The sequence below is a fragment of the Kocuria palustris genome (genome assembly GCF_016907795.1).
GTDB classification, from domain to species: domain Bacteria; phylum Actinomycetota; class Actinomycetes; order Actinomycetales; family Micrococcaceae; genus Kocuria; species Kocuria palustris.
The window spans coordinates 2,364,702-2,391,632 of sequence record NZ_JAFBCR010000001.1 but is presented as its reverse complement, the minus strand read 5'-3'; the positions used below and the strand labels follow the sequence as shown (position 1 = coordinate 2,391,632).

The window sequence follows — 26,931 nt, the reverse complement described above, 5'->3', positions numbered from 1 at the left end:
GGAGAGTCGTTGGCCGTTGCCCTGCTGCTGACGGTGATCGCCGGGCTCGCCACGGGCCTGGGCGGTCTGGCCGTCTTCCTCACCAACCGCACGAACGGGTCGTTCCTGGCGCTGAGCCTGGGCTTCTCCGCGGGAGTGATGCTCTACGTCTCGTTCGTGGAGATCCTGGCCGAGGCGAGCGACCTCCTGAGCGCTGCCTGGGGTCCCGGTCGCGGGACCTGGGGCATGGTCGGGGGCTTCTTCGCAGGCATCGCGGTGATCGCCGTGATCGATCGGCTCGTGCCGCATCAGGCCAATCCGCACGAGTTCGCCTATCAGCCCGGCGATGCCGAACCCGACGCCGCGTTCGCAGCGCCCGCAGCCGACTCCCGGCTGCTGCGCACCGGCATGCTGACCGCCCTGGCCATCGCGATCCACAACTTCCCGGAGGGCTTCGCGACCTTCGCCGCGGCCCTGGGCGACCCGTCGGTGGCCGTGGCCATCACGGTGGCGATCGCCCTGCACAACATCCCCGAGGGCATCGCCGTGGCCGTGCCCGTCTTCCAGGCCACCGGCTCCCGCGCCCGCGCGATCGGCCTGTCCTTCCTCTCCGGGCTCTCGGAGCCGCTGGGCGCGGTGATCGGCTTCCTGCTGCTGCACCCGTTCCTGACCGATGCCCTGTTCGGGGCCTCTCTGGCCGCCGTGGCGGGGATCATGGTCTTCATCTCGCTGGACAAGCTGCTGCCCACGGCCGAGAAGTACGGCGGGCACCATCTGTGCGTCTACGGCATCGTGGCCGGGATGGCGGTCATGGCCGTGAGCCTGGCGATACTGGGCTGAGCAGGCGGAGTGCTCAGCGGCCGCGGCCGGTGGGGTCCTCCGGGTCGTAGATCTCGCCCTCGTGCAGGCGGCCGTCGTCGCCGCGGTACTGGTAGGTGTCCGGCCCGCTGCGCCGCGGGGCCTGCGAGCCGCCGCGCACGGGGCGGCCGTAGGGATCGCGGCCCGGAACGGCACCGGGACGCTGCTCGACCACGACGACGTCGCGCCGCCTGGGCTCGAACGCGCCCATGAGCATGCTGACCAGCGAGATCACGAGCGAGCCGAGCACGGCCGCCGGCCAGAAGGACTCGACCGCCCAGTAGCCGCCGAAGACCTCCATGACGGTGGAGACCGCCAGCAGCATGGCGGCGTTGATCACGATCAGGAACAGCCCGAACGTCAGGATGATCAGGCAGCCGCTGAGCAGCTGCAGCACGGGCTTGACCACGGCATTGAACGCACCGAGCACGGCGGCCACGATCACGATCACCAGGATCTGGGTGCCGAGGGTCGCGGTGTTCAGGTGGATGCCGGGCACCAGGGCGGTGGCCAGGGCCACCGCGAGCGAATTGACGAGCCATCTCCAGAGCATGGACCCGTTCTACCCGCTCCAGCTGTCCGGAAGCTGAGGCAGGGACGCGCTGACGTCGGCGTTCGCGCCGCGCGCAACAGCGGACCCGTCGTCCCAGCCTGCCGCCCGGGCAGCGTGACCCAGGCCTCTGATGGAGAGGTCGGATCGGGTAGGTTTGAAGGCGATCACGCACCGCATGACGTCGAACGAAGGAGTCACGACTCATATGCCCAAGATCATCTGGACCAAGACCGATGAGGCCCCGCTGCTGGCCACCTACTCCTTCAAGCCGATCGTGGAGGCGTTCGCCACCACCGCCGGCGTGGAGGTCGAGACCCGTGACATCTCGCTGGCCGGTCGCATCATCGCCCTGTTCCCGGAGCGCCTGACCGAGGACCAGCGCCTGGACGACGCCCTCGCCGAGCTCGGTGAGCTGGCCAAGACGCCCGAGGCGAACATCGTCAAGCTGCCGAACATCTCGGCCTCCGTCCCGCAGCTCAAGGCCGCGGTCAAGGAGCTGCAGGCCGCCGGCTTCGACATCCCGGACTACCCCGAGGACCCGCAGACGGACGAGGAGAAGGACGTCCGCGCCCGCTACGACAAGGTCAAGGGCTCGGCCGTGAACCCGGTCCTGCGCGAGGGCAACTCGGATCGCCGCGCCCCCAAGGCCGTGAAGAACTACGCCAAGAAGAACCCCCACAAGATGGGCGCGTGGTCGAAGGACTCCAAGACGAACGTCGCGACCATGGACGCGAACGACTTCCGCGACAACGAGCAGTCCGTCGTGATCCCCGCCGATGACACCCTGACCATCCGCCTGCGCACGCAGGACGGCGAGCAGGTGCTCAAGGAGTCCGTGCCGGTGCTCGCGGGTGAGGTCGTGGACTCGACCAACATGTCCGCCCGCGCCCTGGACGGCTTCCTGGCCGAGCAGGTCCAGCGCGCCAAGTCCGAGGGCGTGCTGTTCTCCGTGCACCTGAAGGCCACCATGATGAAGGTCTCCGACCCCATCATCTTCGGCCACGTGGTCCGCGCCTTCTTCCCCACCCTGTTCGAGGTCTACGGCGATCAGCTCGCCGCGGCCGGCCTGTCCGCCAACGACGGCCTGGCCTCGATCCTCTCGGGCGCGGAGCAGCTCGACGCCGATGTCCGCGACGGCATCAAGGCAGAGATCGAGAAGGGCCTGGCAGAGGGCCCGGCACTGGCCTATGTGAACTCGCACAAGGGCATCACGAACCTGCACGTGCCCTCGGACGTCATCGTGGACGCCTCCATGCCGGCCATGATCCGCACCTCGGGTCACATGTGGTCCAAGGACGACACTGAGGAGGACACCCTGGCCGTGCTGCCGGACTCGTCCTACGCCGGCGTCTACCAGGCCGTGATCGACGACTGCCGCGCCAACGGCGCCTACGACCCCACCACCATGGGCACCGTCCCGAACGTGGGCCTCATGGCGCAGAAGGCCGAGGAGTACGGCTCGCACGACAAGACCTTCGAGATCCCCGCCCCGGGAACCGTCGAGGTCGTGAACTCGGCGGGCGAGGTCCTGATGTCCCACGAGGTCGAGCAGGGCGACATCTGGCGCGCCTGCCAGGCCAAGGACGCCCCGATCAAGGACTGGGTCCAGCTCGCCGTGCGCCGCTCGCGCGAGTCCGGCATGCCGGCCGTGTTCTGGCTCGACGAGTCCCGCGCCCACGACCGCAACCTCATCGAGAAGGTCGAGAAGTACCTGGCCGAGGAGGACACCGAGGGACTGGATCTGCGCATCCTGAGCCCGGTCGAGGCCACCAAGTTCACGATCGATCGCCTGCGCAAGGGCGAGGACACCATCTCGGTGACCGGCAACGTGCTGCGCGACTACCTCACGGACTTGTTCCCGATCCTGGAGCTGGGCACCTCCGCCAAGATGCTCTCGATCGTCCCGCTGATGAACGGCGGCGGCCTGTTCGAGACCGGGGCCGGCGGCTCCGCACCCAAGCACGTGCAGCAGCTGGTCGAGGAGAACCACCTGCGCTGGGACTCGCTGGGCGAGTTCCTGGCGCTGGCGGCCTCCTTCGAGCACCTGGCCTCGCGCTACGACAACCCCAAGGCGCAGGTCCTGGCCGACGCCCTGGACGAGGCCACCGGCCGCTTCCTGGAGGAGAACAAGTCGCCCTCGCGCAAGGTCGGCGAGATCGACAACCGCGGCTCGCACTACTACCTGGCCCTGTACTGGGCCCAGGCTCTGGCGCAGCAGACGGCCGACTCCGAGCTGGCCGCGGCGTTCTCGGACGTCGCCCAGCGCCTGTCCGACGGCGAGGAGAAGATCGTCGCCGAGCTGCTCGGCGTCCAGGGCTCCCCGGCGGACATCGGCGGCTACTACCGCCCCGAGGACGAGAAGGCCTTCGCGGTCATGCGTCCCTCGGCCACGCTGAACGAGGCGATCGACAGCCTCAAGAAGTGATCTCCCGCCTCTGCTGATGCACCGGATCAGACTGCGGCCCCGCTCACCGATCGGTGAGCGGGGCCGCAGTGCGTCGCAGGGCCTTTCCGGCGGATCACGCGCCTCCCATGACTCGATGCAGCTCAGCCCGCCGCGCTGATCTGCCAGTTCACGCCCCAGCGGTCCTGCAGCCACACGAAGGCGGGGCTGAAGGGGTACTCCCCCAGCGGCATGAGCTCGGTGCCGCCGTCGAGCAGGATCTCGTGCGCGGCGCGGACCTGGTCCTGCGTGTCGAGCTCGACGAACATCGACACCGCCGGGGTCAGCGGGAAGCCGTGGTCGAAGGCGCTGTCGAAGGCCCGCACGGTGGTCCCCGCCACGCGGATCAGGCCCTGGGAGATCGTGCCCGCGACCTCGTTCTCGTCGTCCTCGGACCACCGCGACAGCTCGAGCACCTCTGAGTCGGGGAATGCGCTGACCCACGTGCTCAGGGCGGTCTCCGCCTGTCCGTGGTTCTCGCCGAAGAACATGATGAAGGGGCTCAGTCGTGCTGCCATGGGGTCCTCCTGGGAGGTGATGCTCGGGTGCTGGTTCTCGGGATCAGTGTGGCATCGGTGCGGCTGCGCTCCGTCATGCGCTTCGGCGCGGCAGTCCCGTCCACGGCTCGACGGACGTCGATCCGCTCAGCTCGCCACGAGCAGCGCCCCGGGGCGGACCTCGGCCCGGACCTGGACAGCGCGGCCCAGCAGATCGCCGTCGGCCTGCAGCAGAAGCGGGCTCCGCGCTCGCAGCTCGACGGACAGGGCGCAGTCGTAATGCAGGGCGCGCGCCCGATGGGGTCGTCGGATCAGCCCGAGCCAGCCGATGCTCGCCCAGTCGCGCAGGGACTGAGGCGCCGCTCGCAGCAGCTCGAGGTCCCCGGAGTCCGTGCGCACGTGCGGGAAGACGCGGATGGCCAGCGGGATCCGCGGCGCGCTGCCGATCAGCACGGACCAGGCGAGCAGCTCGAGCTCGGGACCGTCGTCCACGCGCATGCCGAGGGTGTGCAGGGGCGAGCGCAGCCTGGCGGCACCGCGCAGCAAGTAGGCCGGCCAGCCGGTGCGGGATTTGAGCGCCTCGTCCGTGGCGGCCACGACGGCGGCGTCCTCGCCCAGGCCCGCGACCGCCAGGAAGACGTCGTCATGCCGCTGCTGATCGGCGTCGCGCCAGCTCAGGAGGCCGACGTCGTGAGGAGTCGGGTCAGCTGCGAGCGCATGGCGCAGCGCAGCGTCGAGCGCTTGCACCGTGCGCGGAGCACGGATGCCCAGATTGCGGGCGAAGAGATTGGCGGTGCCCGTCGGGACGATGCCCAGGACGGCCTCTGAGCCGATCAGGCCCGAGGCGGCGCTGCGGACGGTGCCGTCGCCGCCGGCGACGATCACCCGAGCCGCGCGGTCGGCCACGGCCCGGGCGGCCTGCTGCGCGCCGGGGCGCTGCGAGGTGGTCGCCTCGAAGCGCACCCGCAGCCCGGCCGCGGCCGCTCGCTGCCGCATCAGGGGCTCGATCGCAGCGGCATGGCGCCGCAGCGGATGCACGATGACGACGACGTCCGCACGATCGCTCACGGAGAGCCGCTTCCGACGACGGCCGCATGCCTCGGCACGACGACGGCCGCGTCCCGCACAGGCGAGGACGCGGCCGTCATGGAGATGCTCCGCGGATCGATCAGCGCGCTCAGCGCAGCGTGGACTTGATGCGCTCGCGCTCCTTCTCGAGCTTGCGCACGCGACGGTTCACGGCGAACAGTCGCACCGAGCCGACCAGGGCCATGACCAGGGCGCCGGCGATCGCGGCGAGCAGCATGGCCACGCCGGTGGGCATGGAGGAGGTCCAGGACATGAAGTGGATCGTGGCGTCCTCCATGTTCTGGAGGATGAAGATCAGCAGGACGATCAGCACCAGGATGCCCACGATCAGCGCGGCCCACACGCCGGCGCCCGGGCCGGAGCTGTGGCCGTCGAGCTCGGGATCGGTCGGCGGGGCCTGGCGCGGAGCCTGCTGGGGCGCAGGCGCCGGCTCCTGCGCGGGACGAGGCTGCTCCGGCTGCTGTCCGGGCACCTCGGAGGCGGACACGCCGGCCGGGCTGGTCTCCGGGCTCCAGGTCGGCTCGGGAGGGGTGTTCTGCGACATGGGGGTCTCCTCGTTCTCAGGGCGGCGGGACCGGAAGGGGACGCACGGCCGCCGCGCATTCCGTGGGCCCAATCTACGGGATCATCACCTCGCTGACGGCCTGACATCGGGCTTCACCAGAACCTTGTGATGTCGGACTCGCTTCCTAGGGTCATGGGAGTCCGCTTCCCCGGCCCGTTCTCGTCCCCGCATCCGCCGGAGCGCCCTGATGGAGGCCCGCAGTGACCGTTCGTTTCCTGCACACCAGCGACTGGCAGCTGGGCATGACCCGGCACTACCTGGCCGGTGAGGCTCAGCCGCGCTTCACCGCCGACCGGGTGGACACCGTGCGCACCCTCCTGGCGCTGGCCCTGGAGCGCGAATGCTCGTTCGTGGTCGTGGCAGGAGACGTGTTCGACCATGCCAATCTCAGCCCTCAGGACATGGGCCGGGCGCTGGAGGCCATGCGCTGCGAGCTGCCGGTGCTGCTGCTTCCGGGCAACCACGACCCTCTGGGCACGGGCTCGCTGTGGGACTCGCCCGCCGTGCGCGACGGCCTCCCGGACAACGTCGTGCTGCTGCGGGACTCGGATCCCGTCCAGGTGCTCGACGGCGTCCAGGTGGTCGGGGCGCCGTGGCGGACCCGCAAGCCGGACGCGGATCCCGTGGCTCCTGCGCTGGAGGGCCTGGAGACAGATGGGACCGTCCGCGTGCTCGTCGGTCACGGCATGCTGGAGGAGCTGGATCCGGATGCCTCCTCCCCCGTCACCGTCAGGCGGGCACCGCTGGAGGCAGCCTTGGCGGACGGGCGGATCCACTACGTCGCACTGGGCGATCGCCACATCCGCTGGCCGCAGGACGGACGCGGGGCCATCCAGTACTCGGGGGCCCACGAGACCACCAGCTTCCGGGAGACCGGTCTGGGCCTGGTGCTGGAGGTCCAGATCGATTCGCAGGCCCCGGCCGGGTCCCAGGTCACGGTGCAGGACCACCAGGTCGGGCGGTGGCGCCACGTGGTGATCGAGCGCGAGCTCGACGGCCCGGAGGACCTCGAGGCGCTGGCCGCCGAGCTGGATGCTCAGACGCCCAAGGAGCGGACCATGGTCAAGACGGCTCTGCGGGGAGCCCTCACGGTCGGGCAGGCGGCGCAGCTGGAAGAGCTGCTCGAATCCCAGGGGGCGCGCTTCGCGTCGCTGGAGGCCTGGGACCGGCACACGGACATCGTGATCCTGCCCAGCCAGGAGGAGATGCAGGAGATCTCGCTGGGCGGCTTCGCCCAGCAGACCCTCGAGGAGCTTCGGGAGAGGGCCTGGCAGCCCGAGCGGGAGCGCGCTGAGGACGGGTCGCCCGAGCCGATCGCGGCGGATGAGCTCACCGAGCAGGCCGAGCAGGAGGAGATGCTCCGCGAGCCGGCGCCGCCTGCTGAGCACGAGACCGCCCAGGATGCCCTGCGCCTGCTGGTGCGGCTGAGCGGAGGACAGCGCGCATGAGGATCCACCGCATCGCCGTCGACAGCTTCAAGGGAGTCCGGGACCGCACGGTCGAGTTCCCGGACACAGGGATCACCGTGCTGCAGGGGCGCAACGAGTCCGGGAAGTCGTCCCTCATCGAGGCCTTCGACCTCCTGCTGGAGATCCCGGACAGCTCCGGGGCCAAGGCCGTCAAGGCGGCGGATCCCGTGGGCGATGACCTGGGGATCGCCGTGGAGGCGGAGTTCACCCTGGAGGGCCACCGCCTGCTGTACCGCAAGCAGTGGCTCAAGGCCAAGAAGACCACCCTGCGCTTCCTCGAGGGACCGCGCGCCGGGGACACGCTCTCGGGGCGGGAGGCCCACGACACCGTCATGGCCCTGCGCGAGCGCTCCGATCAGACGCTGTGGTCGGCGCTGCGCATGCTGCAGGGCTCGGCCGCGGGCCGGGAGAGGCTCACCGACTCCTCGGCGCTGAAGTCCGCCCTGGAGCAGGCCAGCGGAGGCAGCGCCCAGAGCGAGTCCGGTTCGAGCCTGCTCGCTCTGGCCCAGGCCGAGCGCGAGCGGTACTGGACGGCCGGCGGCAAGGAGAACGCCTCCACCAAGGCCGTGCGCGACCGGCACCGTGAGGCCGTGGCCGACCATGAGCGAGCCGACGCCGAGCTCGCGAGCCTCGTGGAAGCCGAAGAGCGCCTGGAGCGGGACGAGCGCGCGCTGACCGCCGCCCAGCGCACCCTCGCGTCAGCGGAGGAGGACGCCGAGCAGGCCAGAGTCTCGGCCGCCGCGCTCACTCAGCTGCAGACCCGCAGGGAGCAGGCCGCAGCGGCGGCGGAGGCGGCTTCATCGCGCACCGAGCAGCGTCGATCCGATCTCGAGCAGCGCGAGCGGCTGCGCACCCGGGCACAGGAGGCTCACCAGCGTGCCGCGCAGCTGCGTACGGAGGCAGAAGCGCTGCAGGTCAAGCTCGACTCCGCGCAGGAAGCAGCGCAGCAGCACCGCACCGAGCTCGAGAGCGCTCGCACTGCGGAGGAGCAGGCCCGGGGCCGAGTCCGCGCGCTGCGCACCGCCCAGCGCCTGGTCCAGCACCGGCAGCGCCACAGCGAGCTGGCACAGCAGCTGCACGAGCTCGAGGAGATCGCCCAGCAGCTCGAGGCGCTGGGTCAGGCCCCTGACTCCCCCATCGGCGCCGCCGACGTCGAGCGGATCGATGCCGCCGAGCGGGCCCTGGCGACCGCTCGAGCGCAGGTCGCAGCCGGTTCCGCCGAGCTGACGGTGACCGCCCTGGGAGGCCCCCGCACGGTGCACCTGGGCGACGAGTCGATCGAGCTGCTCGATCAGCAAGCGCAGACCCGCGCCGTGACCGAGCAGATCGATCTCGAGCTGCCGGGGCAGCTGCGGGTGAGCGTGGTCCCCGAGAAGGGGCGCGAGGACCGCAGCCGGGCCGCGAACGACGCTCAGGAGGCCCTGCGTCAAGCGCTGGTCCGGTGGGAGGTCGCCTCCCCGCAGGAGGCCCGCGATCTGCTGCGCGAGCAGACGGAGGCGCAGCGCGAGCGCACCGCGCTGGTACAGCGCCGCCGCAGCGTGCTCGCCCAGCACGACGAGGCCGAGCTGCGCCGCGAGCACGAGCGGCTTGCCTCCTTGCTGGCCGATTCGGAGCGGCCCGCGGACTCAGATCCTCCGGCCATGACCGGATCGGCGCAGGAAGCCGCAGATGCCCTGCAGGAGGCGGAGGAGGCCGCCGAGGACGCCCGCAGCACGCTGGAGACCGTGCGCGACGACGTCTCCGGCGCAGAAGCGGCCCTGTCAGCCCGGCGGGAGGAGCTGGGTGCCGCGCGGGCCGCGCTGGACGCGCAGGCGGAGTCCGCGCAGCGCGACGAGCAGCAGCTCGCCCACGAGCGCGAGCAGATCGCCGACGACGCCGTGGAGGCCTCGCTTCAGGAGGCCATCGACGAGCTCGCGCGGGCCCAGGAGCAGGCAGCCCAGCTCGAGCGGCAGTGGCAGGACCAGGACGGCGAGCACAAGCGCAGCCAGTACGAGGCGCGCATGCGCCGCCCAGAGGCACTGCGCCGGGTGCTGGATCAGGCCCGCGATCAGCGCGCCCAGTCCCGGGGTGCTCTGATGGCATTGGACCGAGACCAGAAGCAGTCCGATTTCGACACCGCGCTCACCCGGCGCCGCGCGGTCGCTCAGGAGCTGAGCAGCCATCTGCGGCGGGCAGCGGCCGCCAAGCTGCTGGCCGACACCCTGGAGCGCTTCCAGGCGGAGGCGCATCGCCGCTACACGGAGCCGTTCCGCCAGCAGCTGGAGCGGCTGGGGGCCCACGTCTTCGGCTTAAGCTTCCGGGTCGAGGTCGACGAGGATCTGGAGGTCACCCGCCGCTTCATGCACGGGACCTGGATCGACGAGTCGTCGCTGTCCACGGGCGCCCGCGAGCAGCTCGCCGTGCTGGTGCGCCTGGCCGTGGCCACCCTGGTGGATCCGGTGGAGGGAGTGCCGGTGATCTTCGACGATGCCCTTGGCCACTCCGACCCCGAGCGTCTGGCCAGCCTGGCCGCGGCTCTCGAATCGGCCGGACGCCGGGCTCAGGTCATCCTGCTCACCGCCACGCCGGAGCGCTTCGCAGCGGTCGCAGGCACGGCCGAGGTCCGGATCGGCGACTGAGCGCAGCGCGCTCTCCGATGATCCCGGACGGCAGCGACTGCGAGTCCCGGTCCAGCACGGAAGGCCGGGACTGCGACTCCCGGCCCCGGACGGCAAGACCTCCGGGGCTCGGCCGCAGACGCGGGCCGGACTGCGCTGAGTGCGCCAGCAGGCTCAGGCGGCGAGCTCGCCGATCCTGAACTCCGCGAGCTGCTCGGCCACCCGATCGCTGCCCTCGTGCTGGCCGGTGAAGGCCTCGGTGCCGTCGCTCCCGCACAGCGACTCGATCGCGCCCTCACCCCCGGGATGCTGGGCGATCCAGTCGCTGAGGTCGTAGACGCCGCCGTCGATCGCGGCCCAGCAGGACTCGGCGCCGTCGTGCTCGGCAACCTCATCCATCGTGTAGGTCTCAGCCTCGGACTCGGTGGCGGCCGAGGACGACTCCTCGGCGCTGGTGCCCCCAGGGTCGTTCGTGGCCATGGCCCCTGACCACGCGGCCTGGGCGCCCGTGTGACCGGTCTGCACGGCGAAGATCAGCACGGCCGCGCCCGTCAGAGCGCTCAGCGCGCCCAGGACCGTCGGCAGCGCACCTGCGCCCGAGCCCTCGACCTCGGCGCGTTGCTTCCGGTCGGCGAGGACCCGGCTGATCCACCAGGCCGTCGTCAGCACGAACAGCGCGATCGAGGCCGCGAGCAGGCGGTTCGCGGCGTCGGCGTGCTGCTGCGGCATGCCGACCTGCTGGGCGAAGGCGTCGCCGGAGATCAGGGCCAGGATGACCCCGGCCAGCCCGAGCGCGGCGCCGATCACGGACAGGCCCAGGACGCGTCGGCGCACGGCTGGCACCACCGCCGCGACGATCAGCAGGATGGCCGTCAGCGGCAGCACCACGACCGGAAGATGCACCACGAGCGGATGCAGAGGAAGGTCGCCTACGGCGGTGAACGGACTGGTCTGCAGGGAAATCTGCGAGTTCATGCTTCCACGGTACGGGAAAAAGATGACGCGTCCCTCAAATTGTCGGACTCAGTGGAGTGAGACCCCGAACGTCGCTGACGCGGGAAGCTTCCGTGACGGGTCAGGAGCGCTCGTCTGCCAAGGCTGCGGGCGCCTCCGAGGCCTGCGTCGAGTCGCTCGCCTCCGCTGTGCTGCGACCCGCCACCGGTGCGGGGCGGCGCCGGCGTCGGGTGGTCCCGCTGATCCAACGGGCCAGGGCGCCGCGGGAGGCACGGGCCTGCTCGGCAGCCGCCGACGACAGCCCGTCCTCCGGCGAGGAGGCGATCAGCGCGTTGACGAAGCGCACGTCTGGGTTGGGATCCACGAGCAGGGCCTTGACCAGCAGCGTGGCCGGCAGGGCGAGCAGCGCCCCCAGCGGGCCGAGCACGAGCGACCACAGCAGCACGGAGACGAACGAGACCATCGGGGTGACTCCCACGGCGTCGCCGGTGAACTTGGGCTGGATGAACGACTGCATGACCAGGTTGATCACGCTGAAGCCCAGGATCACGGCCAGCGCATCGAGCCAGCCGCCCTCGAGCAGGCCCATCATGGTCGGCGGGATCATGCCGATGACGAACCCGATGTTGGGGATGTAGTTCGTCACGAAGGCCAGCACCGCCCAGACACCGGCCAGCGGGATCCCCAGGGCCCACAGGTAGCCCAGGTCCATGAGCGCCACGATCAGCCCGAAGACCGTCGTGACGATCCAATACCTGCGCACCCCGGCGGCGAAGCTGAGCAGCGCGCGGCCCACCAGGGGCTTCTGCAGCAGGATCACGCCCATCCGCCGGCGGATGGTCATGGAGTCCAGGGTGAGGAAGAAGATCGCGGTGATGACGATCGCCAGCATGGTGGCCACTCCGGACACGTTCGAGGCCACATCGAGCAGCCATTCCGTCGAGAAGCCCACGATGTCGGGCACATTGGCTTCGATGTTGGCCGCCATGGTCTCGGTCGTCACGCCGAACTGCGCGAGCCACTGCATGAGGTCATCGCCCAGCGCGGCGAACTCTCCGGAGTAGCCGGGCAATGCCGTCAGCAGCGCGAAGATCGCCCATCCCATGGAGTAGAAGAAGGCCAGCAGCGCGATCAGCACCACTGCCAGAGCGGTGATTGCGGCCAGCCAGACCGGCCACCGCAGCCTTCGCACGAGCCAGGCGTGCAGGGGGTGGACGATGATCACCATGTTCAGCGCGAAGAAGACCGGGGCGATGAAGCTGGCGTAGCGGCTGATCCCCTCCAGAGCCAGCAGTGCCGCCGCCACCCCGACCAGCATCAGCACCAGACGACGCGACCCGGCCTCGCCCCCGCGCATCGAAGCGGCTGTGTCGAGGGTCGGCCCGGTCACCTCTTCCTGTCCCTGTGGCTGTCCGTCATCAGGGGATCCGTCGCGTGCGGCCTCGAAGGCCTCGACCGGGGTCAGGGTGGTGCGGTCCTCGGCAGGCACCCCCGTCTCCGGGGATTCCTGGACCGGCTGCTCGTCCAGCAGATCCGCGAGACCGGCGGGCTCATCGGCCGGATGATCCGTGGCCGTGGGTCCTGTGGATTCAGGTGATCCGGCACTCGAGTTCGACCGCACAGACGACGCTGTTCCGGGCTCACCGAGCGTCGAGCGGTCGGTCTTGCGGGTTCCGTGCGGCTCAGCCGGGGACATCGAGGCTCCTGTGGGGCAGCGGCGCCGCGGCTGCGACGCACGGGCGGCCCTGCGGCCGTCGAGCAGATCCTAGACCCGGCTGATGTCGCGTAGATGTCCGAGCGGCCGCATCGCCGCTCCCCTTCCAGCGACTGGCCGATTGCCCACCGCTCCTGGATCCGGTGGCCGCTTCCTCACCGCAAGCCGCCGGAACCGGTGACGACTCGGCCTGTCGGTGGCGGTGCGGTTCGGATTCGGCCACTCGAGGGATCAAGGGAAGCTGCTCGACGGCGCCCTGTGGAAGATGGGAGCACGCCGCGAGGCCACTCGATGGCGGGAGGGGCTGCATCAGCCCGTCGATGGCGATGCTGGGCGGATTCGGGCAGTCGGGTGGGGGCTCAGGGCCCGGGCGCACGCAGATAGGGTCGGGCCATGACCGAAGCTCATGCTGACTTCCCCGCCCAGCACCTGCCGGATCTTCCTCTGTCCACGCCTGCGGTGGTGGTGGATCGTCGGATCCTGGATGCCAATATCGCTCGGGTGGCCGACTCGGCGGTTCGACGCGGCCTGATGCTGCGCCCGCATGCCAAGACGCACAAGATCCCGGAGATCGCCCGCCGGCAGATCGACGCCGGTGCGGTGGGCCTGACCGTGGCCACGATCGGCGAGGCGGAGGTCTTCGCCGGTGCCGGCATCGAGGACCTGTTCATCGCCTATCCCCTGTGGGTCGACATGCGCAAGGCCGTGCGGCTGAAGCTGCTGGCGGAGAAGACGCGGCTGCGCATCGGCACGGATTCGGTTGAGGCCGTCGAGCAGATCGCCCGCGAGCTGGGCGATGCGCCGCTCTCGGTGTCCCTGGAGCTGGACAGCGGCCACCACCGCAGCGGCGTGCTGCCCGACGACGCCCTGCCGATCGCGCAGCGCGCCCGGGAGCTGGGCGTGCGACTGGACGGCCTCTTCACCTTCCCGGGGCACAGCTACGCACCGGGCGAGCAGTCCTCGGCGGCAACCCAGGAGAGCGCGATCCTTGCAGGCACTGCCCGAGAGCTGCGCGAGGCCGGCCACGAGATCGTGCACGTCAGCGGCGGCTCGAGCCCCACCGCCGAGGTGGAGGAGCCCACGGCGGCGCAGGAGATCCGCCCGGGCGTCTACGTCTTCGGCGACGCCCAGCAGCTCGAGCTCGGGCGCATCGGCATCCAGGACGTGTCCCTGTCGGTCACGGCCACCGTCATCTCCCGCCACGACCACGAGGAAGCGGAGGACGACGGACCGTCGCTGCGCCGGATCGTGCTGGACGCGGGCTCGAAGGTCCTCGGCAGCGACCGCCCGGCGTGGGCCACCGGGTACGGGCGCCTGCCGAACCACCCGCGGGCGCGGATCACGGCGCTGTCCGAGCACCACGCGACCGTCGTCTTCCCGTCCGAGGACGCGCTGCCGGCCATGGGAGAGCAGCTGCGCGTGATCCCCAACCACGTGTGCCTGACCCTGAACCTCATCGGCTCCGTCACGGTGATCGACGGCGGGGCCGTGCTGGGCTCGTGGAAGGTCGCCGCCCGCGGGCTCAACAGCTGAAGCGCTCGAACCCGACGACGACGCCTGCGCTCAGGCGAACGCGCTGAAGCCCGTCAGGTCTCGGCCGATCAGCAGCGCCTGCACCGACTCGGTGCCCTCGTAGGTGTGGATCGCCTCGATGTCCGCCAGGTGGCGCATGACCCCGTTGTCGATCAGGATGCCGTTGCCGCCCATGAGGTCGCGGGCCTCGGCGGCGATCGCGCGGGCCGTGCGGGTGTTGTGGTATTTCGCCAGCGAGGCCTGAGTGGGCCGCAGATGCCCTCCGGCCTCGGAGGCGGCGAGCTGGGAGCAGTACAGCTGCATGGACGTGAGCATGGACAGCATGCGGGTCAGCCGCTCCTGCACGAGCTGGTGCTCAGCCAGGGGCTTGCCGAACTGGCGTCGCTGCTTGGCGTAGGACAGCGCGGACTCGAAGCAGCCGGTCGCGTGGCCCAGCGCGGACCAGGCCACCCCGGAGCGGGTCGCGTAGAGCACGCGCGAGGCGTCGCGGAAGCTCGTGGAGCCGGGCAGCACGGCATCTGCGGGGACCTTCACATCCTCCAGGCGGATCAGCGCCTGGTCGATCGCGCGCAGAGCGCCCTTGCCCTTGATGACCTCGGCGCGGTAGCCGAGCGTCTCCTGCGGGATCAGGAAGCAGCGCACCGAGCCGGTGGCCCCGGGCACGCCCTCGGGCACGGAATCGTCGACTACGCGCGCCCACACGAAGCTGATCCCGCCGGCGGCCCCGTTGCCGATCCACTTCTTGGCCCCGCGCAGCGTCCATCCCTCGGCCGTGCGCTCGGCGACGGTCTCCAGCTGCGCGGAGTCCGAGCCGTGATCCGGTTCGGTGAGCGCGAAGGCGCCGAAGACCTCGCCTGAAGCCAGCGGCTTCGCCCAGCGCTGCTGCTGCTCGGGGCTGCCGTGCAGGATCAGGCTGCGCAGGGCCAGACCGCCCTGCACCGCCACGATGGTGCCGAGCGAGCCGTCGATGCGGGAGAGCTCCATGTTCACGAGCCCGGCCCCCAGCGGGGACATCTCGCTCAGCAGGGGGTGCTCGAGCCCGTCGACGAACAGGTCGGCGGCCCCCAGCGCGGCAACAGCCTCGAGCGGGTACTCGTGGGCGTCCCACGCCGCGGCCATGCGCTCCTGCAGCCCGGTGCCCACCTCCCGAGCCCGTTCCAAGAGCTCGCGGTCGGCCTCCGGGATCTGCGTGAAGAGGCTGTAGTAGTCGATGTCCAGGGCGTGGGTCACCGAGTACTCGGGCTCGGTGGTGCCGGGAAGCGGGGTCTCAGTCATGGCCCCACTCTAGCGATACTGCGTCTCAAATGGAATGAGACGCAGTATCACATCAGCTCAGAGCTCTGCGCACCTTCTCGACGACAGCGTCGACATCGACCCCGGAGTCCGACGACGACGGCGCCGTGGCCACCACGACCGTCACCGCATCCGCCGCAGAGCTGTCCGCCCGACTGCCTCCATCGAGCACGCCTGGACCGCCGTGCGCGCCCGGACCGCCGTGGCCATCGCCGTCTTCGCCGGTTTCGCCGCCGAGCCCCGCCGAGCCGGTCGCCAGCCGGGCGCGCAGATCCTTGAGGGCTGCGCGCAGCGACTCGACGGCCGCGTCGACGGCTTGCGGCTGCTGGGCATGCTCATCGCGCAGCAGAGAGCGCAGCGCGTGATTGTGCGCCGCGGTCACGGCGGCGGCGAAGACCACGGTGCCCAGGGAATCCGCCTGCGGCAGGTGGGCGCGCAGGGTCTGGACGAACAGCCGCTCGTAGCGCCGCTCGGTGACGATCTCGCGCTCGCGCAGAGCCGCCACGGAGCGGACCACGCCGTAGCGTCGCCGGGCCGCCGGAAGGTCTCGAGCCAGGTGGGACAGGACCTGCAGGGAGGCCTCGCACACGACCGCGTGCGGATCGGCGCCGTCCTCCGCGAGCCGCTGGAGCATCCAAGCCTCGATGCGCTCGAGCAGCGGGGGGTGATCGGCGAAGACCGCGTCCTCCTTGCCACCCACCTGACGGAAGAAGGTGGCTCGGGAGATGCCCGCCGCGGCGGCGATGTCCGCCACGCTCGTGGCTTCGAACCCTTCGCGCTCGAACAGCTCGACGGCCCAGCGCACCGACTGGGTGCGCAGGTCGTCCTCGGCGGGTTCCGCAGCGCGTACGGGATCGACTGAGGGCTTCGACGACGGGGCGACTGGGCGCGAGCGCCCTCCTGCCGCAGAGGTCTCGTTCACGGGCTGCTGCTGCGCGGGGTCCATGGCCTCGGGACGCTACCAGCCCCGCCGAGGATCAGTCCGCCGAGCGCACCGCCTTCAGGATCTCGTCGTGCGTGTGGCCACCGCCGGCGCCGCCCTCCACATGGCGGGGACGACGCTCGCGGACGGCGATCTCCCAGCGCGAGGAGCGCTGCAGCGCAGCCTCCAGATCGTCGATCGAGAGGTAGTCCTCCGGATCGAAGCCGCGAGCCCGGGCTTCCTCGGGGTCGATGTCCGCGTGGCCGACGAACAGCAGCGTGCCTCCCGGGGCGACTGCGCCGAGCAGCGCGATGAGGTTCACGCCCTCAGGCTGCGACGGCAGGGCCGGGTAGAACACCGAGACGAGGTCGAAGCCATCCTCGGGCAGCTCGACGTCGTCGAGCCCGGAGTGGATCCACTCGGCCTGCACACCGGCGGCCTCCGCCGCGGCGCGGGCGTGCTCGAGGGCCACCCCGGAGATGTCCAGGCCGGTGACCTGCCACCCCTGTTGGGCGAGCCAGACGGTGTCGGCACCCTCTCCGCAGCCGACGTCGAGCGCGGTGCCGGGCTCGAGGTCTGCGACCTCGGCCACGAGCGCCTGGTTCGGCTGGCCGCTCCAGCGACGCTCGGCGGGCGAGTAGATCGCATCCCATGCCTCGGCGGTGTTCCCGTGGCGCAGCAGCTCGAGGTCCTCTCCGCCGCCGTGGTCATGGTCGTGGGAGTGGCTGTGCGGCTGCGGGGTGCTCATCGAATCGCTCATGACCACGATTATGAACCGCGACGGGTGCGGGCCGGACCGCCGGGGCCGCCCGCACCCGTCGCCGCGCTCAGTGCGGGTGGTGCCCGCCGTCGTGCCCGGACGATCCGTGACCGGCGTGGAAGGTCATGATGTCCCGCGGCAGGACCGTGAAGGGGCGCATCATCGTGTGATCCTCGTGATCCAGGATGTGGCAGTGGTACATGAAGCTGCCAGAGGCCCCCTCGAAGTGCCCGGCCACGCTGAGCCACTCGCCGGCGTTCATGGTCCACGTGTCCTTGGGCGCGCGCACCAGGTCGTCGAACTCCTCCGGCGGCACGGGCCTTCCCACCAGCGGGGCCGTGGTGCGCGCCCGCACCGGATCCCACGAGGCCGGGTCGATCCGGCGGCGGCCGATGGCCTGGAAGTCGGCCATGTGGATGTGCATCGGATGCGCCGGTCCGCCCAGGTGCAGGAAGTGCCACACGGCCCAGTCCCCGCGGTTCAGCCGGATCGTCGTGGCGTCGTCGAAGAGCTTGGCCACCGGGCGCAGCGAGCGGACCGCTCCGCCGTGCTCCACGACCTGGATGAGCTCGCGCTCCGGCAGAGTCTCGCCCGCCGGGATCTCCGCCAGCTCCCACATCTCCGGGTGCACCCCGCCGGCCGGTCCTGGCGGGATGACCCCGACCCAGAGGTGCTCGTGGTGCTCCACGATCTCGTGGCCGGCTCGCAGACGCCCTCCCTCCAGGTGCTCATACCTTCGGAACGAGCGGTCGAGCACCGCCGGCGGCTCCCACGTCTCGCGGCCGCGCCCGCGAGCGCGGCCCACGCGCAGCTGCAGGATCGACGCCTCAGCGTCGCCAGGCACGGCGTGCAGCACGCCGTCCTCGTTGCGCAGCTCGACGGGCGTCTCGTCGAGCCCGCGCAGGTCCACGAGCACGTCCAGCCGCTCGCCGGGCCCGAGCACGACCGTGTCGCCGAAAGGCCGGTGAGGGGCCGGCAGCAGTCCGGCATCCGCACCGATCACGACCAGGCGCCCGCTCAGCCGCGAGGCGGCCTTGCGCGCCGCCCGCACCTGCGCATCGCCCGAGGCCCACTGGGCATCCCGGGAGCCTTCCGTCCTTGCCGGATCGCGGCGCGGGTCGTGCAGCGCGAGCCGCAGGACCCGGGAGTTCGAGGCATTGAGCAGCCGCAGTCGATGCCAGCGCGGCTCGACGTCGACGAAGGGCCAGATCCTCCCGTTGACCAGGCTGTACGGCCCGACGATCGGGACCTCCCCGGGCTGCCCGCCGGGCGTGAAGGTGAATCCCGCCTGCTTGTAGAGCATCCGTCCGGTGAGGCCCCCTGGCCCACGGCCCGCAGGAGACGTCTCGAGATTGCGGTCCCCGATCATCAGCGGGATCTCGCGCTCCCCGTCGGGAAGCCCCAGGGAGCGCTCGTTCCTGTCGCGGATCAGCCAGAACCCGGCCAGTCCCGCGTACACGTTGAAGCGAGTCACGGCCATGGCATGGTCGTGGTACCACATAGTCCGGGCGCTCTGCCGGTTCGGATAGCGGGTACGGGCGGTATCGCCCAAGGCCAGGACGTTGTGCGCCCAGCCGTCGTCATGGCCGTTGGTCAGCGCGCCGTGGACATGGACGGAGATCCAGCCGCGCAGCTGCTCGGTGCCGGGCAGGGCAGGAAAGGCCCTCGGTCCGCTGCCGCGCGATGCCGACCAGCCGCCGGGGCTCACGGCTTCGGTGAGGTCGCCGTTGAACGGGAGCCCAGGTTCCGACCGCTGCGGGACGCGCACGACGTCGTAGGGCAGCGCAGCCGGGGCGCCCTTGCGGTCGCCCAGGCTGTTGACCCAGTCGATCTCGAGGGCCTGGTCGCGCTCGACCTCGATCGTGGGCCCCGGGCAGGAGCCCTCCCATCCCCAGATCTCGGTCTCCGGCAGCTCGGCATGCAGCCTGGTCCGCACCACGTCCGCGCGGATCTCCAGACCGCGCCCCGACGGACGCCGCGAGGCCCGCAGCACCGGCGGGATCGGGAGCCGGTCGACGAACTTCTTCAGGATCAGGTTCGACGGCACGGGGCCGCCGGCCCGGGAGGGCGCCGGCCGGGCGGTCTCGGGGCGGACGGCCTCCGGGGGAGTAGCCTCCGGAGCAGGTGCCTGCGGGCCCGGCTCCACGTCCCTCAGGGGCGGAGCCGAGCCGGTGGCGGCCAGGAACGCGTACTCGAGGGTGCCCGGCTCGGGCAGAGTCGCGGCAGGATCAGGAGCTGGTGCGGAGGAGTCGGCGGCGGGGCGGTCGGCAGAGGCGGATCGATCGGACATGGCAGTGTCCCTTCGGCGAGGTGAGCGGCGTGCGCTTCTCACCCTTCTTCGTGATTCATGATCGCACAATATTATCGACTGCAATGTTGTGCGATCGGAACCTTCGGAGGGTGCTCCCGGCCTCGGTGGCTCCCGGAGTCAGCGCCCCGGCCGGGCTCGGCGTGCCCGCGCATGTGATCCTGGCGGCCTGCCAGGCGGCAGCGGCATCCGGCAAGCTGCGCCACGCGGACGTGGTCGAGCTGAATCCTGCCTTCGACGTGGACTCCCGCACGGCGCGCACCGCCGCGCGGCTGATCCACACGATCCTCAGCGAGGCAGCGCGGACCCGGTGAGACCGCTGGCGGCGAGCTCGCGGTCGAACTCACCGGCCAGGTACCGCTGGTGGATCTCCGCGGCCACGTGGAACGGACGGGCTGGGGCATGCCAGCCGTGGAAGTCGATCACGATCGGCTCCCCGCGGTGCATGGTCATTCGCGTGGAAGTGCCGTTCGAGCGCAGCCGTCGACCGTCGCGCAGGACCACTACCACGGCGCCTGACCAGTAGAAGCTCCTGTCGACCTCGAGATGGTCCACCGCCGGCCAGGGAATCTGGCGAGTGCGCCCCATCCTGCGCACGACCAGGCCACGCGAGGTGACGGTGAAGCGCCACAGCTGCGACATCCACAGCAGCGTGCACAGCCCCACTGTCGGCAGCACCATCACAGCGACCAGGACGATGCCCGTTCGCCAGCTCCCGTTGGCCAGCACGATGGTCGGCACGATGCCCGCCAGTACGAGGAGCATGCCGATGCACAGCGCCGCGAGCACCCGGAACAGGACATGGCAGCGCGCGGAGTAGAACACGAAGCCCCCGTCGACGCTGCCTTGGTCCCTCTGTGCGGATGCCATAGTCCGAGTTTACCTCAGCAAATTCCACCCTGCCATGCGTGCGATGCCTACGCTGGCCCCATGCACAGCACGGAGCAGCTCGCGATCCTCGAGGAGGACGGGCTGCTGATCATCCCCTCGAACCCTCGCCGCACCGCCCTGAGGCTTCTGGGCGGTCTGATGGTCTCGGCCGTCGGGGCGCTGCTGTGCGCGCTGGCCGGGCGCGGGCTGGAGTCCGTCACACAGATCTTCCTGCGGCCCGGACTGTGGCTCGGTGCCGTGCTCGTGGTCCTCGGGTGCCACGCGGTGCGACGCGCTCTGGGCATCCGCCGCTGCGGCCTCCAGCTGATCCTCACGGACGAGTCCCTGATGCTCGAGCACAGGCCGGAAGGCACCTGGTCCACTCTGCACCGGCTGCGCTGGGACGAGATCATCGCCTTCGCCCCGGCCCACGGGTCGCTGCCCGGGGCGGCCGGGCACGTTCTCTACACGCTGCGCCCGGCAGCGGCCCGACGGATCGACGAGCAGCGCGCCGCCCTGGACGATCCGGCGCACCGCCCCAGCTGGGCCGAGCGCGCCACGCAGATCGAGTCGGGCCGCGGAGCCATCCCCGCGCAGATCGGCGACGGACCGACGCAGCTGCTGGAGACCCTGCGTGCCGCCCACCGCCGGTTCGGCTGAGTCCTCAGCTCGAGTGCTCGGCCTCCCGCCGACGCCGCAGCCCGACCAGCACGTCATGAAGCGCCTCCCGCTCGGAGGAGTCCAGCTCGATCCCGAGCTCGATGGCGGCGTCGACGGCCTCGCGCGCAGTGATCTCCTGGTGCTGCGTCGGCTTCCCGTCGGCGCGCACCACCCGGGTGGTGTCCGTGATGGAGACGTGGCCCTCATCCGTCCAGCGGTTGGCCATCAGCATCACGGTGAACGGGCCAGGGGCGAGGCCGCCGGAGGTGATCTGGTCCCCGGTGTGCATGTCGACCGGGCGCACGGGCAGTCTGTCGGAGACGTGCTGGAACTCGCCGTCGCGGTGCAGCGCCCAGCCCGTGGACGCCCCCCCCACCCCCCACCAGGCTCAGCTCGAAGAGCCGGCCGCCCTCGTCGCGCACCGCGCCGTCGCGAAGGGGCATGGGGCCGCGGATGCTGAAGCCGAAGCCGGGATCGGCGAACCAGGCGCCGTCGTCGAGCCGGACCTCGAGCGAGGTGTGCGTGCGCGCCCGATCCGGGGAGCCCACGCGGCCCAGGTGGCGCGTGACCTCGAATCCCAGGTGCTCGAGGGCCGCGGCCATCAGCTGCCCGTGGGCGAAGCAGTAACCACCGCGGCGTCGTTCGATCAGCTGCCGCTGCACGGCCGCCGGCGCCGCACCGGGGTAGGTGCCCAGCAGGATGTCGACGTTCGTGAACGGCAGCGTGCGCACGTGCGCCTGGTGCACGGCCTCGAGCAGCTCGAGGCTCGCGGGGCCGGGTTCGATGCCGATCCGCTGCAGATAGGCGGGGATGTCGAAGTCCTCGGTGCGCCACGAGGATCCGGTGAGGTCGGCGGGCATGGTGCTCCTTTACGAGCCGCGCGCCGACGCTCGTCGGCGCGCGTCGGCCCTGAGCCGAGCCTAGGCCAGACGGGGCTCCCCGGTCCGCGCTGGCTCCTCCGACGCCCTCCGGCTGGAATGATGGACGGATGTCCCCTTCGAGCACCCCTTCCTCCCACGCCACCGCACCGCCGCCGGAGAGCACAGAGACCGCATCGAGCGGCCGTCGCTCCGGCGCCGTGCTGGTCGCCTCCCTGATGCTCTTCTCGATGTTCTTCGGCGCCGGGAATCTGATCTTCCCGCCGATGCTCGGCGCTCAGGCGGGCTCCAGCACGACACCGGCCCTGCTCGGCTTCCTGAGCACCGGCGTCCTGCTGCCGGTCCTGGCCATCCTGGCCATCGCCGTCACCGGACGCGATCTGCAGGATCTGGCCAACCGCGGCGGGCGGGTCTTCGGCGTCGTGTTCACCGTGCTCGTGTACCTGTCGATCGGCGCGTTCTACGCTCTGCCGCGCACAGGGTCGGTGAGCTACGAGACGGCCGTCGCCCCCTACCTGGGCGAGGAGTCCCTGTGGATCGCCGTGGCGTTCAGCGCCGTGTTCTTCGGGATCTCGCTGCTGCTGGCCTTCGACCCCAGCGGGATCGTGGACCGGCTCGGACGCTTCCTGACCCCGGCGCTGCTGATCCTGCTCGTGGTGCTGATCACGATGGCTGTGCTGCGTCTGAGCGCCCCCGGCCACGGCCCCACCGAGGAGTACGCCTCCGCCCCGTACGTCACGGGCTTCCTGGAGGGTTACAACACCATGGACTCGCTGGCCGGTCTGGCCTTCGGGATCATCGTGGTGGCCAGCCTCCGGGCCAAGGGCGTCTCCGACGGCCCCGCGATCGTGCGCGGAGTCAGCCTGGCCGGCGTGATCGCCGGCGTCCTGCTGGCCGCCGTCTACATCGGCCTGGCGATCGTGGGGCTGCGGATGCCCGAGGGCCAGGCCCACCCCGACGGCGCCGCGCTCCTGGCCGAGGCCGCCGTCCAGGTGCTGGGCGGACCCGGGGCCGTGGTGTTCGGGCTGATCGTCGTGCTGGCCTGCCTGACCACCTCCGTGGGGCTGATCGGGGCCACCTCGGAGTTCTTCCACAAGCTGGTCCCGGCCCTGTCCTACCGGGTGTGGGCGATCCTGTTCACGGTCATCGCGTTCCTGGTCTCCACCGCCGGGCTGGAGACGGTGCTGGCCATCGCCGGGCCGATCGTCGGCTTCCTCTACCCGGCAGGCATCACGCTGATCCTGCTCACCCTGATCGAGCCGCTCACGCGCCGGCGCCTGAACCTGACGTTCCGCCTGGCCCTGGCGGTGGCCATTGTGTGGGCCGCGCTCATGACGCTGAGCGATCTGGGTGTGGGCGCCGACCCGATCGAGACGCTGATCGGCTGGACGCCTCTGCACGCGCAGGGCATGGGCTGGGTCGTGCCCACGGTCGTCGCGGCCGTCGTCGGGTTCGTCGTGGACCTGGCCCGCGGGGCCTCCGACCCCGTTCCGGTGGGCGGCGAGTCGCAGGAGGCCGCTCAGGAGCGGGTCGACGCCGCCTCCTGAGTCAGTCCGCCAGGTTCGAGAGCGCGGTGCGGAAGGCCTGCTGCGCGGACTCTCCGAAGGGCACGAAGACGACCTCGTCGATCTGCTGCCCCACCTCCGCCCGCATCGCCTCGGACGTCTCGACGGCGATGCGGGCGGCGTCGTCCATGGGCCAGCCGTAGACGCCGGCGGAGATCGCGGGGAACGCCACGGTGCGCGCGCCGATCTCGGCGGCGACGCGCAGGGACTCCCGATAGCAGGAGGCCAGCGTCTCGGACTTGTCGATGGTCTTGGCGTAGGTGGGCCCCACGGTGTGGATGACCCAGCGCGCGGGCATCTCCCCGGCCGTCGTGGCCACGGCCTGGCCCGCGGGGAGGCCGTCCGGCAGCTGATCGGCGCGCAGCTGCTTGCACTCCTGGAGGATCGACGGGCCGCCGGCGCGGTGGATCGCGCCGTCCACTCCCCCGCCGCCCATCAGGGACGAGTTCGCCGCGTTGACGACGGCATCGACGTCGATGGTGGTGATGTCGCCTGGCTGAATACGAAGCTCCATGACGTCGAGCCTACGCGCAGCGCCGGGTGCGGACCCTGCTCAGTCGATCAGCTCGTGCAGCAGGTGCTCGAACTCCTCCGGCTTCTCCGAATGCACCCAGTGGCCCGCGCCCTGGACCGTGCGCAGCTCGACGCGCGGGAAGAGCTGGGACATCAGCGGCAGCTGGGCCTCGCTGACGTAGCCGGACTCCGAGCCGGCCACCCACAGCACGGGGCCGTCGAAGCTCTGGTTCGTGACGGGGAAGCCGCCGATCTCCTCCAGGGACTGATACAGCAGCTCGAGGTTCGGCTGCCACCCCCAGGCGCCGTCCGAGTAGCGCAGATTCTGCAGCAGGAAGAGGCGCACCGAGTCCTTGGGGATGGCCTCAGCCAGCTTGGCATCGGCGTCGCCGCGGTTCTTCACGTTCGCCAGGTCCAGCTCCCGCAGGCTGCCCAGCAGGTGCGGGAACACGCCGCCGTCCTCCCAGGAGCGCCCCGGCGAGATGTCCACGACCATGAGCCGCTCGATCAGCTCCGGGTGGCGCAGGGCGATCAGCATGGCGACCTTGCCGCCCATGGAGTGGCCCACGAGCATGATCTTCCGGTCGCCGGCCTTGGCACGCAGGGCCTCTGCGACCGTGTCCGCCATGTCCTCGTAGGAGAACTCCTCGGTCCACCCCGAGGTCCCGTGGTTCGGCAGGTCCACCAGCAGGCTCGTGCACTGGGCCGAGAGGTCCTTGGCGAAGCGCGTGAAGTTCTTGCCGCGCCCCATCAGCCCGTGCAGGAACGCGACGACGACGGGGCCATCGCCCACGGTGGAGATCGTGACGGACTCGGCGGCTTCAGACAGTGCGGACATGGGATCGACGATAGCCGCGGGTGACGACACCCGAACGGTGCACGAGGCCACGGACCCCTAGGGTGAGAAGGCCCTCGACGCCGATGCCCAGGACAGCGCCATGACCATCCCGCCCTCAGCCGCCGCACCGCATGAGCCCCTGCAGGCTCCCCGCACCACCCGAGGGAGGCTGCGCCTGATCGGGCCGGGGATCGTCCTGGCGCTGTCGAGTGTCGGCGCCTCGGACATGATCACCACACTGAACTCGGGCGCCGAGCACGGGCTGGCCCTGATCTGGGTGTTCACGGTCGGCATCCTGCTCAAGTTCGTGCTCTCGGAGGCCGTGGCCCGCGTGCAGATGAGCGGCGACCGCTCGCTGATGTCGCACATGTCCACCGCCGGCGGGCGCCTCTTCCCAGTGGTGTTCCTCGTGGCCGAGCTGCTCGTGGGGCTGTTCTTCGGCGCCAGCGTGGTTTCGGTGTGCGCCATGATCCTGCAGAGCCTCATCCCCGGGCTGCCGTTCTGGCCCACCGCGATCGTCGTGCTGGCCTCGGCCATGGTCATGCTGTGGGTCGGGCGCTACGGGTTCGTCGAGAAGGTCATGATGGGCTTCGGCATCCTGATGTTCTTCGGCATCGTCGCTCTGGCGATCACCACGGCCCAGGGTCAGGAGGCTCAGGAGATCGCCACGCAGACCCTCGTGCCCGTCATGCCCGGCGGGTCCCTGATCACCGTCCTGTCGCTGATCGGCGGCGTGGGCGGAGCCACCGGGATCCTTGCCTACTCGTTCTGGATCCGGGAGAAGGCCTGGCGCGGCGTGCAGTGGAAGGCCACGATCCGCACGGATCTGCTCATCAGCTACGGCGTGGTCTTCGTGTTCGCGGTGGCCATGACGATGGTCGGGGCGTTCCTGCTCTACGGCCAGGGCTTCACCATCTCGGACAACGGCGCCATGTTCGCCATGGCGGACTCACTCGGGGCCTCCCTGGGCGGCTTCGTGCGTCTCGTCTTCCTGCTCAGCTTCCTGGCGGTGGTCTACACGAGCGTGCTCGGCGGCTTCTCGGGCATCGCCTACGTGACCGCCGACTGCCTGCGCGTGCTGCGCCGCTACCCCCATCAGGACGCCCCGGGGCTGGACATGTCCTCCAAGGCGCCCGAGTTCCGCATCGCCCTGATCTACCTGACGATCTGCGCCCTGGCCATCATGGGCACCGGCCGGCCGGTGACGCTCGTGCTCATCTACGCGGCGATCAGCGCCTTCATCCTGCCGGTGCTGGCCATCGCCCTTCTGGTGCTGCTCAACCGCCGTGGGATCCACGAGACGCTGCGCAATCGCGCACCGGCCAACGTCCTGCTCTCGGCGTGCTTCCTGCTCTTCGGCTTCCTGGCCGCCATGCAGGTCGTGGAGTCCGTCGGCGGACTGCTGGCCTGAGCGCCCCGCTCGGCCCGGTGACGAGCGCCGGACAGCGCCCGTATCGTCAGTCGTCCGCGGGCTGCAGGTCGATTCCCGCAGCCCTGGCGATCTCGCCGTAGGCCCTTGCCAGATCCTCCAACGACGAATGGGCGTTCAATCCGCTCGGATTGGGCGCGACGAACAGCCGCGTCACTTCCCAGGGGCTGTCCTGCTCACCTGTGTCCGCCTTGGGCTGCCCGAAGGCGACTCGGTAGGCGGTGATCCCGACGACGGCCACGACGGCCGGGCGGTGCCCTGCGACGGTCGCGGCCAGCCGGTCCTGCCCTGTGCGCAGCTGCTCGCGGGTCAGCTCATCGGCGCGAGCCGTGGCCAGCGGCCAGAGGTTCGTGATGCCGATCCCGCGCGAGGTCAGCTCCGCCAGGTCGTCGTCGCTGAATCCGTCGGACGCTTCGATGAGGTGCCGGGTGATCCCCGCGCGATGCAGCGCCGGATAGAAGCGATTGCCCGGGCCGCTGAAGTGCGCGCCGGTGGCCGCGGAGCGCAGGCTCGGATTGATGCCCACGAACAGCAGCCGCAGAGGGTCGGGCAGCAGGTCCGGGACCTCCCGTCCGTAGTGCTCCTCCAGCTGCACCCGTGTGAATCCCATGGCCCCAGGCTATGACCTCGAAAGGGCGCGGATT

24 protein-coding genes and 1 pseudogene are annotated in these 26,931 nt (G+C 70.8%); 9 read left to right on the top strand and 16 right to left on the bottom strand.

Translation table 11 applies throughout. From position 1 onward, the window contains the following. Window positions 1-9: 9 nt before the first annotated feature. Window positions 10-819 (top strand): zinc transporter ZupT, encoded by an 810-nt coding sequence (zupT, locus tag JOE55_RS10695; RefSeq protein ID WP_204782897.1) that lies wholly within the window; start codon window positions 10-12, stop codon window positions 817-819. Between the two features lie 13 nt (window positions 820-832). Here the strand turns inward: zupT and JOE55_RS10690 are convergent, their stop codons facing one another. Further along, the gene (locus JOE55_RS10690) at window positions 833-1,390 is read right to left on the bottom strand and encodes a phage holin family protein (RefSeq protein ID WP_204782896.1); all 558 of its coding nucleotides are present in this window, start codon (window positions 1,388-1,390) and stop codon (window positions 833-835) included. Between the two features lie 205 nt (window positions 1,391-1,595). On the opposite strand from JOE55_RS10690, the gene JOE55_RS10685 reads away from it, so the two are divergent. Then, a complete protein-coding gene (locus JOE55_RS10685) occupies window positions 1,596-3,815 on the top strand; it encodes an NADP-dependent isocitrate dehydrogenase (protein ID WP_204782895.1) in 2,220 nt (739 codons plus the stop codon). Between the two features lie 122 nt (window positions 3,816-3,937). Here the strand turns inward: JOE55_RS10685 and JOE55_RS10680 are convergent, their stop codons facing one another. The 3 genes from JOE55_RS10680 to JOE55_RS10670 all read right to left on the bottom strand — a co-directional run bounded on the left by JOE55_RS10680 (window position 3,938) and on the right by JOE55_RS10670 (window position 5,963). Next, window positions 3,938-4,351: a VOC family protein gene (locus JOE55_RS10680; RefSeq protein WP_204782893.1), complete on the bottom strand. Its 414-nt coding sequence runs from the start codon at window positions 4,349-4,351 to the stop codon at window positions 3,938-3,940. Window positions 4,352-4,477: 126 nt separating this feature from the next. Then, a complete protein-coding gene (locus tag JOE55_RS13455; RefSeq protein ID WP_204782892.1) occupies window positions 4,478-5,398 on the bottom strand; it encodes a diacylglycerol kinase family protein in 921 nt (306 codons plus the stop codon). 109 nt (window positions 5,399-5,507) lie between these two features. Continuing rightward, on the bottom strand, window positions 5,508-5,963 hold the full coding sequence (locus JOE55_RS10670; RefSeq protein ID WP_204782891.1) for a lipopolysaccharide assembly protein LapA domain-containing protein: 456 nt from the start codon (window positions 5,961-5,963) through the stop codon (window positions 5,508-5,510). A gap of 221 nt (window positions 5,964-6,184) precedes the next feature. On the opposite strand from JOE55_RS10670, the gene JOE55_RS10665 reads away from it, so the two are divergent. Together JOE55_RS10665 and JOE55_RS10660 are read left to right on the top strand one after the other, a co-directional pair. Next, a complete protein-coding gene (locus tag JOE55_RS10665; RefSeq protein ID WP_204782890.1) occupies window positions 6,185-7,432 on the top strand; it encodes a metallophosphoesterase in 1,248 nt (415 codons plus the stop codon). Then, window positions 7,429-10,071: an AAA family ATPase gene (locus tag JOE55_RS10660; RefSeq protein ID WP_204782889.1), complete on the top strand. Its 2,643-nt coding sequence runs from the start codon at window positions 7,429-7,431 to the stop codon at window positions 10,069-10,071. Before JOE55_RS10665 ends, JOE55_RS10660 begins: the two co-directional genes overlap by 4 nt. 153 nt (window positions 10,072-10,224) lie before the next feature. Here JOE55_RS10660 and JOE55_RS10655 read toward each other — a convergent pair whose 3' ends face one another. Then, window positions 10,225-11,025, bottom strand: a complete 801-nt coding sequence (locus JOE55_RS10655) for a cytochrome b5 domain-containing protein (protein ID WP_204782888.1) — start codon at window positions 11,023-11,025, stop codon at window positions 10,225-10,227. Between the two features lie 100 nt (window positions 11,026-11,125). Beyond that, window positions 11,126-12,700 carry an AI-2E family transporter gene (locus tag JOE55_RS10650; protein WP_239546618.1) on the bottom strand — a complete coding sequence of 525 codons (1,575 nt, stop codon included), beginning with the start codon at window positions 12,698-12,700 and terminating at the stop codon, window positions 11,126-11,128. 411 nt (window positions 12,701-13,111) lie between these two features. On the opposite strand from JOE55_RS10650, the gene JOE55_RS10645 reads away from it, so the two are divergent. Beyond that, a complete protein-coding gene (locus JOE55_RS10645) occupies window positions 13,112-14,251 on the top strand; it encodes an alanine racemase (protein WP_204782887.1) in 1,140 nt (379 codons plus the stop codon). A gap of 30 nt (window positions 14,252-14,281) precedes the next feature. On the opposite strand, the gene JOE55_RS10640 is transcribed toward JOE55_RS10645, so the two are convergent. The 4 genes from JOE55_RS10640 to JOE55_RS10625 all read right to left on the bottom strand — a co-directional run bounded on the left by JOE55_RS10640 (window position 14,282) and on the right by JOE55_RS10625 (window position 19,516). Beyond that, window positions 14,282-15,526: an acyl-CoA dehydrogenase family protein gene (locus JOE55_RS10640; protein ID WP_204782886.1), complete on the bottom strand. Its 1,245-nt coding sequence runs from the start codon at window positions 15,524-15,526 to the stop codon at window positions 14,282-14,284. 52 nt (window positions 15,527-15,578) lie between these two features. Continuing rightward, entirely contained in the window at window positions 15,579-16,490 is a 912-nt protein-coding gene (locus tag JOE55_RS10635) for a TetR/AcrR family transcriptional regulator (RefSeq protein ID WP_204782885.1), read from the bottom strand. Between the two features lie 31 nt (window positions 16,491-16,521). Continuing rightward, the gene (locus JOE55_RS10630) at window positions 16,522-17,226 is read right to left on the bottom strand and encodes a class I SAM-dependent methyltransferase (RefSeq protein ID WP_239546616.1); all 705 of its coding nucleotides are present in this window, start codon (window positions 17,224-17,226) and stop codon (window positions 16,522-16,524) included. 67 nt (window positions 17,227-17,293) lie between these two features. Beyond that, a complete protein-coding gene (locus JOE55_RS10625; protein WP_204782884.1) occupies window positions 17,294-19,516 on the bottom strand; it encodes a multicopper oxidase family protein in 2,223 nt (740 codons plus the stop codon). Between the two features lie 110 nt (window positions 19,517-19,626). Here JOE55_RS10625 and JOE55_RS10620 point away from each other — a divergent pair. Continuing rightward, window positions 19,627-19,848, top strand: a pseudogene (locus tag JOE55_RS10620) (arginase family protein); the annotation flags it as partial. Here JOE55_RS10620 and JOE55_RS10615 read toward each other — a convergent pair. Continuing rightward, a complete protein-coding gene (locus JOE55_RS10615) occupies window positions 19,823-20,404 on the bottom strand; it encodes a PH domain-containing protein (protein WP_204782883.1) in 582 nt (193 codons plus the stop codon). The pseudogene JOE55_RS10620 and the gene JOE55_RS10615 sit on opposite strands and share 26 nt — an antisense overlap. 60 nt (window positions 20,405-20,464) lie before the next feature. Here JOE55_RS10615 and JOE55_RS10610 point away from each other — a divergent pair, with 60 nt between their 5' ends. Continuing rightward, window positions 20,465-21,064 carry a hypothetical protein gene (locus JOE55_RS10610; RefSeq protein ID WP_204782882.1) on the top strand — a complete coding sequence of 200 codons (600 nt, stop codon included), beginning with the start codon at window positions 20,465-20,467 and terminating at the stop codon, window positions 21,062-21,064. 4 nt (window positions 21,065-21,068) lie between these two features. Here JOE55_RS10610 and JOE55_RS10605 read toward each other — a convergent pair whose 3' ends face one another. Together JOE55_RS10605 and JOE55_RS10600 are read right to left on the bottom strand one after the other, a co-directional pair. Next, window positions 21,069-21,290 carry a hypothetical protein gene (locus JOE55_RS10605; RefSeq protein ID WP_204782881.1) on the bottom strand — a complete coding sequence of 74 codons (222 nt, stop codon included), beginning with the start codon at window positions 21,288-21,290 and terminating at the stop codon, window positions 21,069-21,071. Continuing rightward, window positions 21,268-21,924 (bottom strand): arylamine N-acetyltransferase family protein, encoded by a 657-nt coding sequence (locus JOE55_RS10600; protein WP_204782880.1) that lies wholly within the window; start codon window positions 21,922-21,924, stop codon window positions 21,268-21,270. The genes JOE55_RS10605 and JOE55_RS10600 overlap by 23 nt, the downstream gene beginning before the upstream one ends. A 128-nt stretch (window positions 21,925-22,052) precedes the next feature. Between JOE55_RS10600 and brnQ the strand changes: the two genes are divergently transcribed. Next, a complete protein-coding gene (gene brnQ, locus JOE55_RS10595) occupies window positions 22,053-23,489 on the top strand; it encodes a branched-chain amino acid transport system II carrier protein (RefSeq protein ID WP_204782879.1) in 1,437 nt (478 codons plus the stop codon). A 1-nt stretch (window position 23,490) separates the two neighbouring features. Here brnQ and JOE55_RS10590 read toward each other — a convergent pair whose 3' ends face one another. Beyond that, window positions 23,491-24,021 carry an O-acetyl-ADP-ribose deacetylase gene (locus JOE55_RS10590; RefSeq protein WP_204782878.1) on the bottom strand — a complete coding sequence of 177 codons (531 nt, stop codon included), beginning with the start codon at window positions 24,019-24,021 and terminating at the stop codon, window positions 23,491-23,493. Window positions 24,022-24,060: 39 nt separating this feature from the next. Further along, window positions 24,061-24,858, bottom strand: coding sequence for an alpha/beta fold hydrolase (locus JOE55_RS10585; RefSeq protein ID WP_204782877.1), 798 nt, complete (start codon window positions 24,856-24,858; stop codon window positions 24,061-24,063). A gap of 100 nt (window positions 24,859-24,958) precedes the next feature. Here JOE55_RS10585 and JOE55_RS10580 point away from each other — a divergent pair, with 100 nt between their 5' ends. Continuing rightward, window positions 24,959-26,269, top strand: coding sequence for an Nramp family divalent metal transporter (locus tag JOE55_RS10580; RefSeq protein ID WP_204782876.1), 1,311 nt, complete (start codon window positions 24,959-24,961; stop codon window positions 26,267-26,269). Window positions 26,270-26,315: 46 nt separating this feature from the next. Here JOE55_RS10580 and JOE55_RS10575 read toward each other — a convergent pair whose 3' ends face one another. After that, window positions 26,316-26,897, bottom strand: coding sequence for a mismatch-specific DNA-glycosylase (locus tag JOE55_RS10575; protein ID WP_204782875.1), 582 nt, complete (start codon window positions 26,895-26,897; stop codon window positions 26,316-26,318). Window positions 26,898-26,931 lie beyond the last annotated feature (34 nt).

Excerpts from the sequence above, each read along its gene's own strand:
- JOE55_RS10690 (WP_204782896.1), bottom strand. The coding sequence starts at position 1,390 with ATGCTCTGGAGATGGCTCGTCAATTCGCTCGCGGTGGCCCTGGCCACC.
- JOE55_RS10685 (WP_204782895.1), top strand. The coding sequence starts at position 1,596 with ATGCCCAAGATCATCTGGACCAAGACCGATGAGGCCCCGCTGCTGGCC.
- JOE55_RS10680 (WP_204782893.1), bottom strand. The coding sequence starts at position 4,351 with ATGGCAGCACGACTGAGCCCCTTCATCATGTTCTTCGGCGAGAACCAC.
- JOE55_RS10670 (WP_204782891.1), bottom strand. The coding sequence starts at position 5,963 with ATGTCGCAGAACACCCCTCCCGAGCCGACCTGGAGCCCGGAGACCAGC.
- JOE55_RS10660 (WP_204782889.1), top strand. The coding sequence starts at position 7,429 with ATGAGGATCCACCGCATCGCCGTCGACAGCTTCAAGGGAGTCCGGGAC.
- JOE55_RS10655 (WP_204782888.1), bottom strand. The coding sequence starts at position 11,025 with ATGAACTCGCAGATTTCCCTGCAGACCAGTCCGTTCACCGCCGTAGGC.
- JOE55_RS10650 (WP_239546618.1), bottom strand. The coding sequence starts at position 12,700 with ATGTCCCCGGCTGAGCCGCACGGAACCCGCAAGACCGACCGCTCGACG.
- JOE55_RS10645 (WP_204782887.1), top strand. The coding sequence starts at position 13,112 with ATGACCGAAGCTCATGCTGACTTCCCCGCCCAGCACCTGCCGGATCTT.
- JOE55_RS10640 (WP_204782886.1), bottom strand. The coding sequence starts at position 15,526 with ATGACTGAGACCCCGCTTCCCGGCACCACCGAGCCCGAGTACTCGGTG.
- JOE55_RS10635 (WP_204782885.1), bottom strand. The coding sequence starts at position 16,490 with ATGGACCCCGCGCAGCAGCAGCCCGTGAACGAGACCTCTGCGGCAGGA.
- JOE55_RS10630 (WP_239546616.1), bottom strand. The coding sequence starts at position 17,226 with ATGAGCGATTCGATGAGCACCCCGCAGCCGCACAGCCACTCCCACGAC.
- JOE55_RS10625 (WP_204782884.1), bottom strand. The coding sequence starts at position 19,516 with ATGTCCGATCGATCCGCCTCTGCCGACCGCCCCGCCGCCGACTCCTCC.
- JOE55_RS10615 (WP_204782883.1), bottom strand. The coding sequence starts at position 20,404 with ATGGCATCCGCACAGAGGGACCAAGGCAGCGTCGACGGGGGCTTCGTG.
- JOE55_RS10610 (WP_204782882.1), top strand. The coding sequence starts at position 20,465 with ATGCACAGCACGGAGCAGCTCGCGATCCTCGAGGAGGACGGGCTGCTG.
- JOE55_RS10605 (WP_204782881.1), bottom strand. The coding sequence starts at position 21,290 with ATGGCCAACCGCTGGACGGATGAGGGCCACGTCTCCATCACGGACACC.
- JOE55_RS10600 (WP_204782880.1), bottom strand. The coding sequence starts at position 21,924 with ATGCCCGCCGACCTCACCGGATCCTCGTGGCGCACCGAGGACTTCGAC.
- brnQ (WP_204782879.1), top strand. The coding sequence starts at position 22,053 with ATGTCCCCTTCGAGCACCCCTTCCTCCCACGCCACCGCACCGCCGCCG.
- JOE55_RS10590 (WP_204782878.1), bottom strand. The coding sequence starts at position 24,021 with ATGGAGCTTCGTATTCAGCCAGGCGACATCACCACCATCGACGTCGAT.
- JOE55_RS10585 (WP_204782877.1), bottom strand. The coding sequence starts at position 24,858 with ATGTCCGCACTGTCTGAAGCCGCCGAGTCCGTCACGATCTCCACCGTG.
- JOE55_RS10580 (WP_204782876.1), top strand. The coding sequence starts at position 24,959 with ATGACCATCCCGCCCTCAGCCGCCGCACCGCATGAGCCCCTGCAGGCT.
- JOE55_RS10575 (WP_204782875.1), bottom strand. The coding sequence starts at position 26,897 with ATGGGATTCACACGGGTGCAGCTGGAGGAGCACTACGGACGGGAGGTC.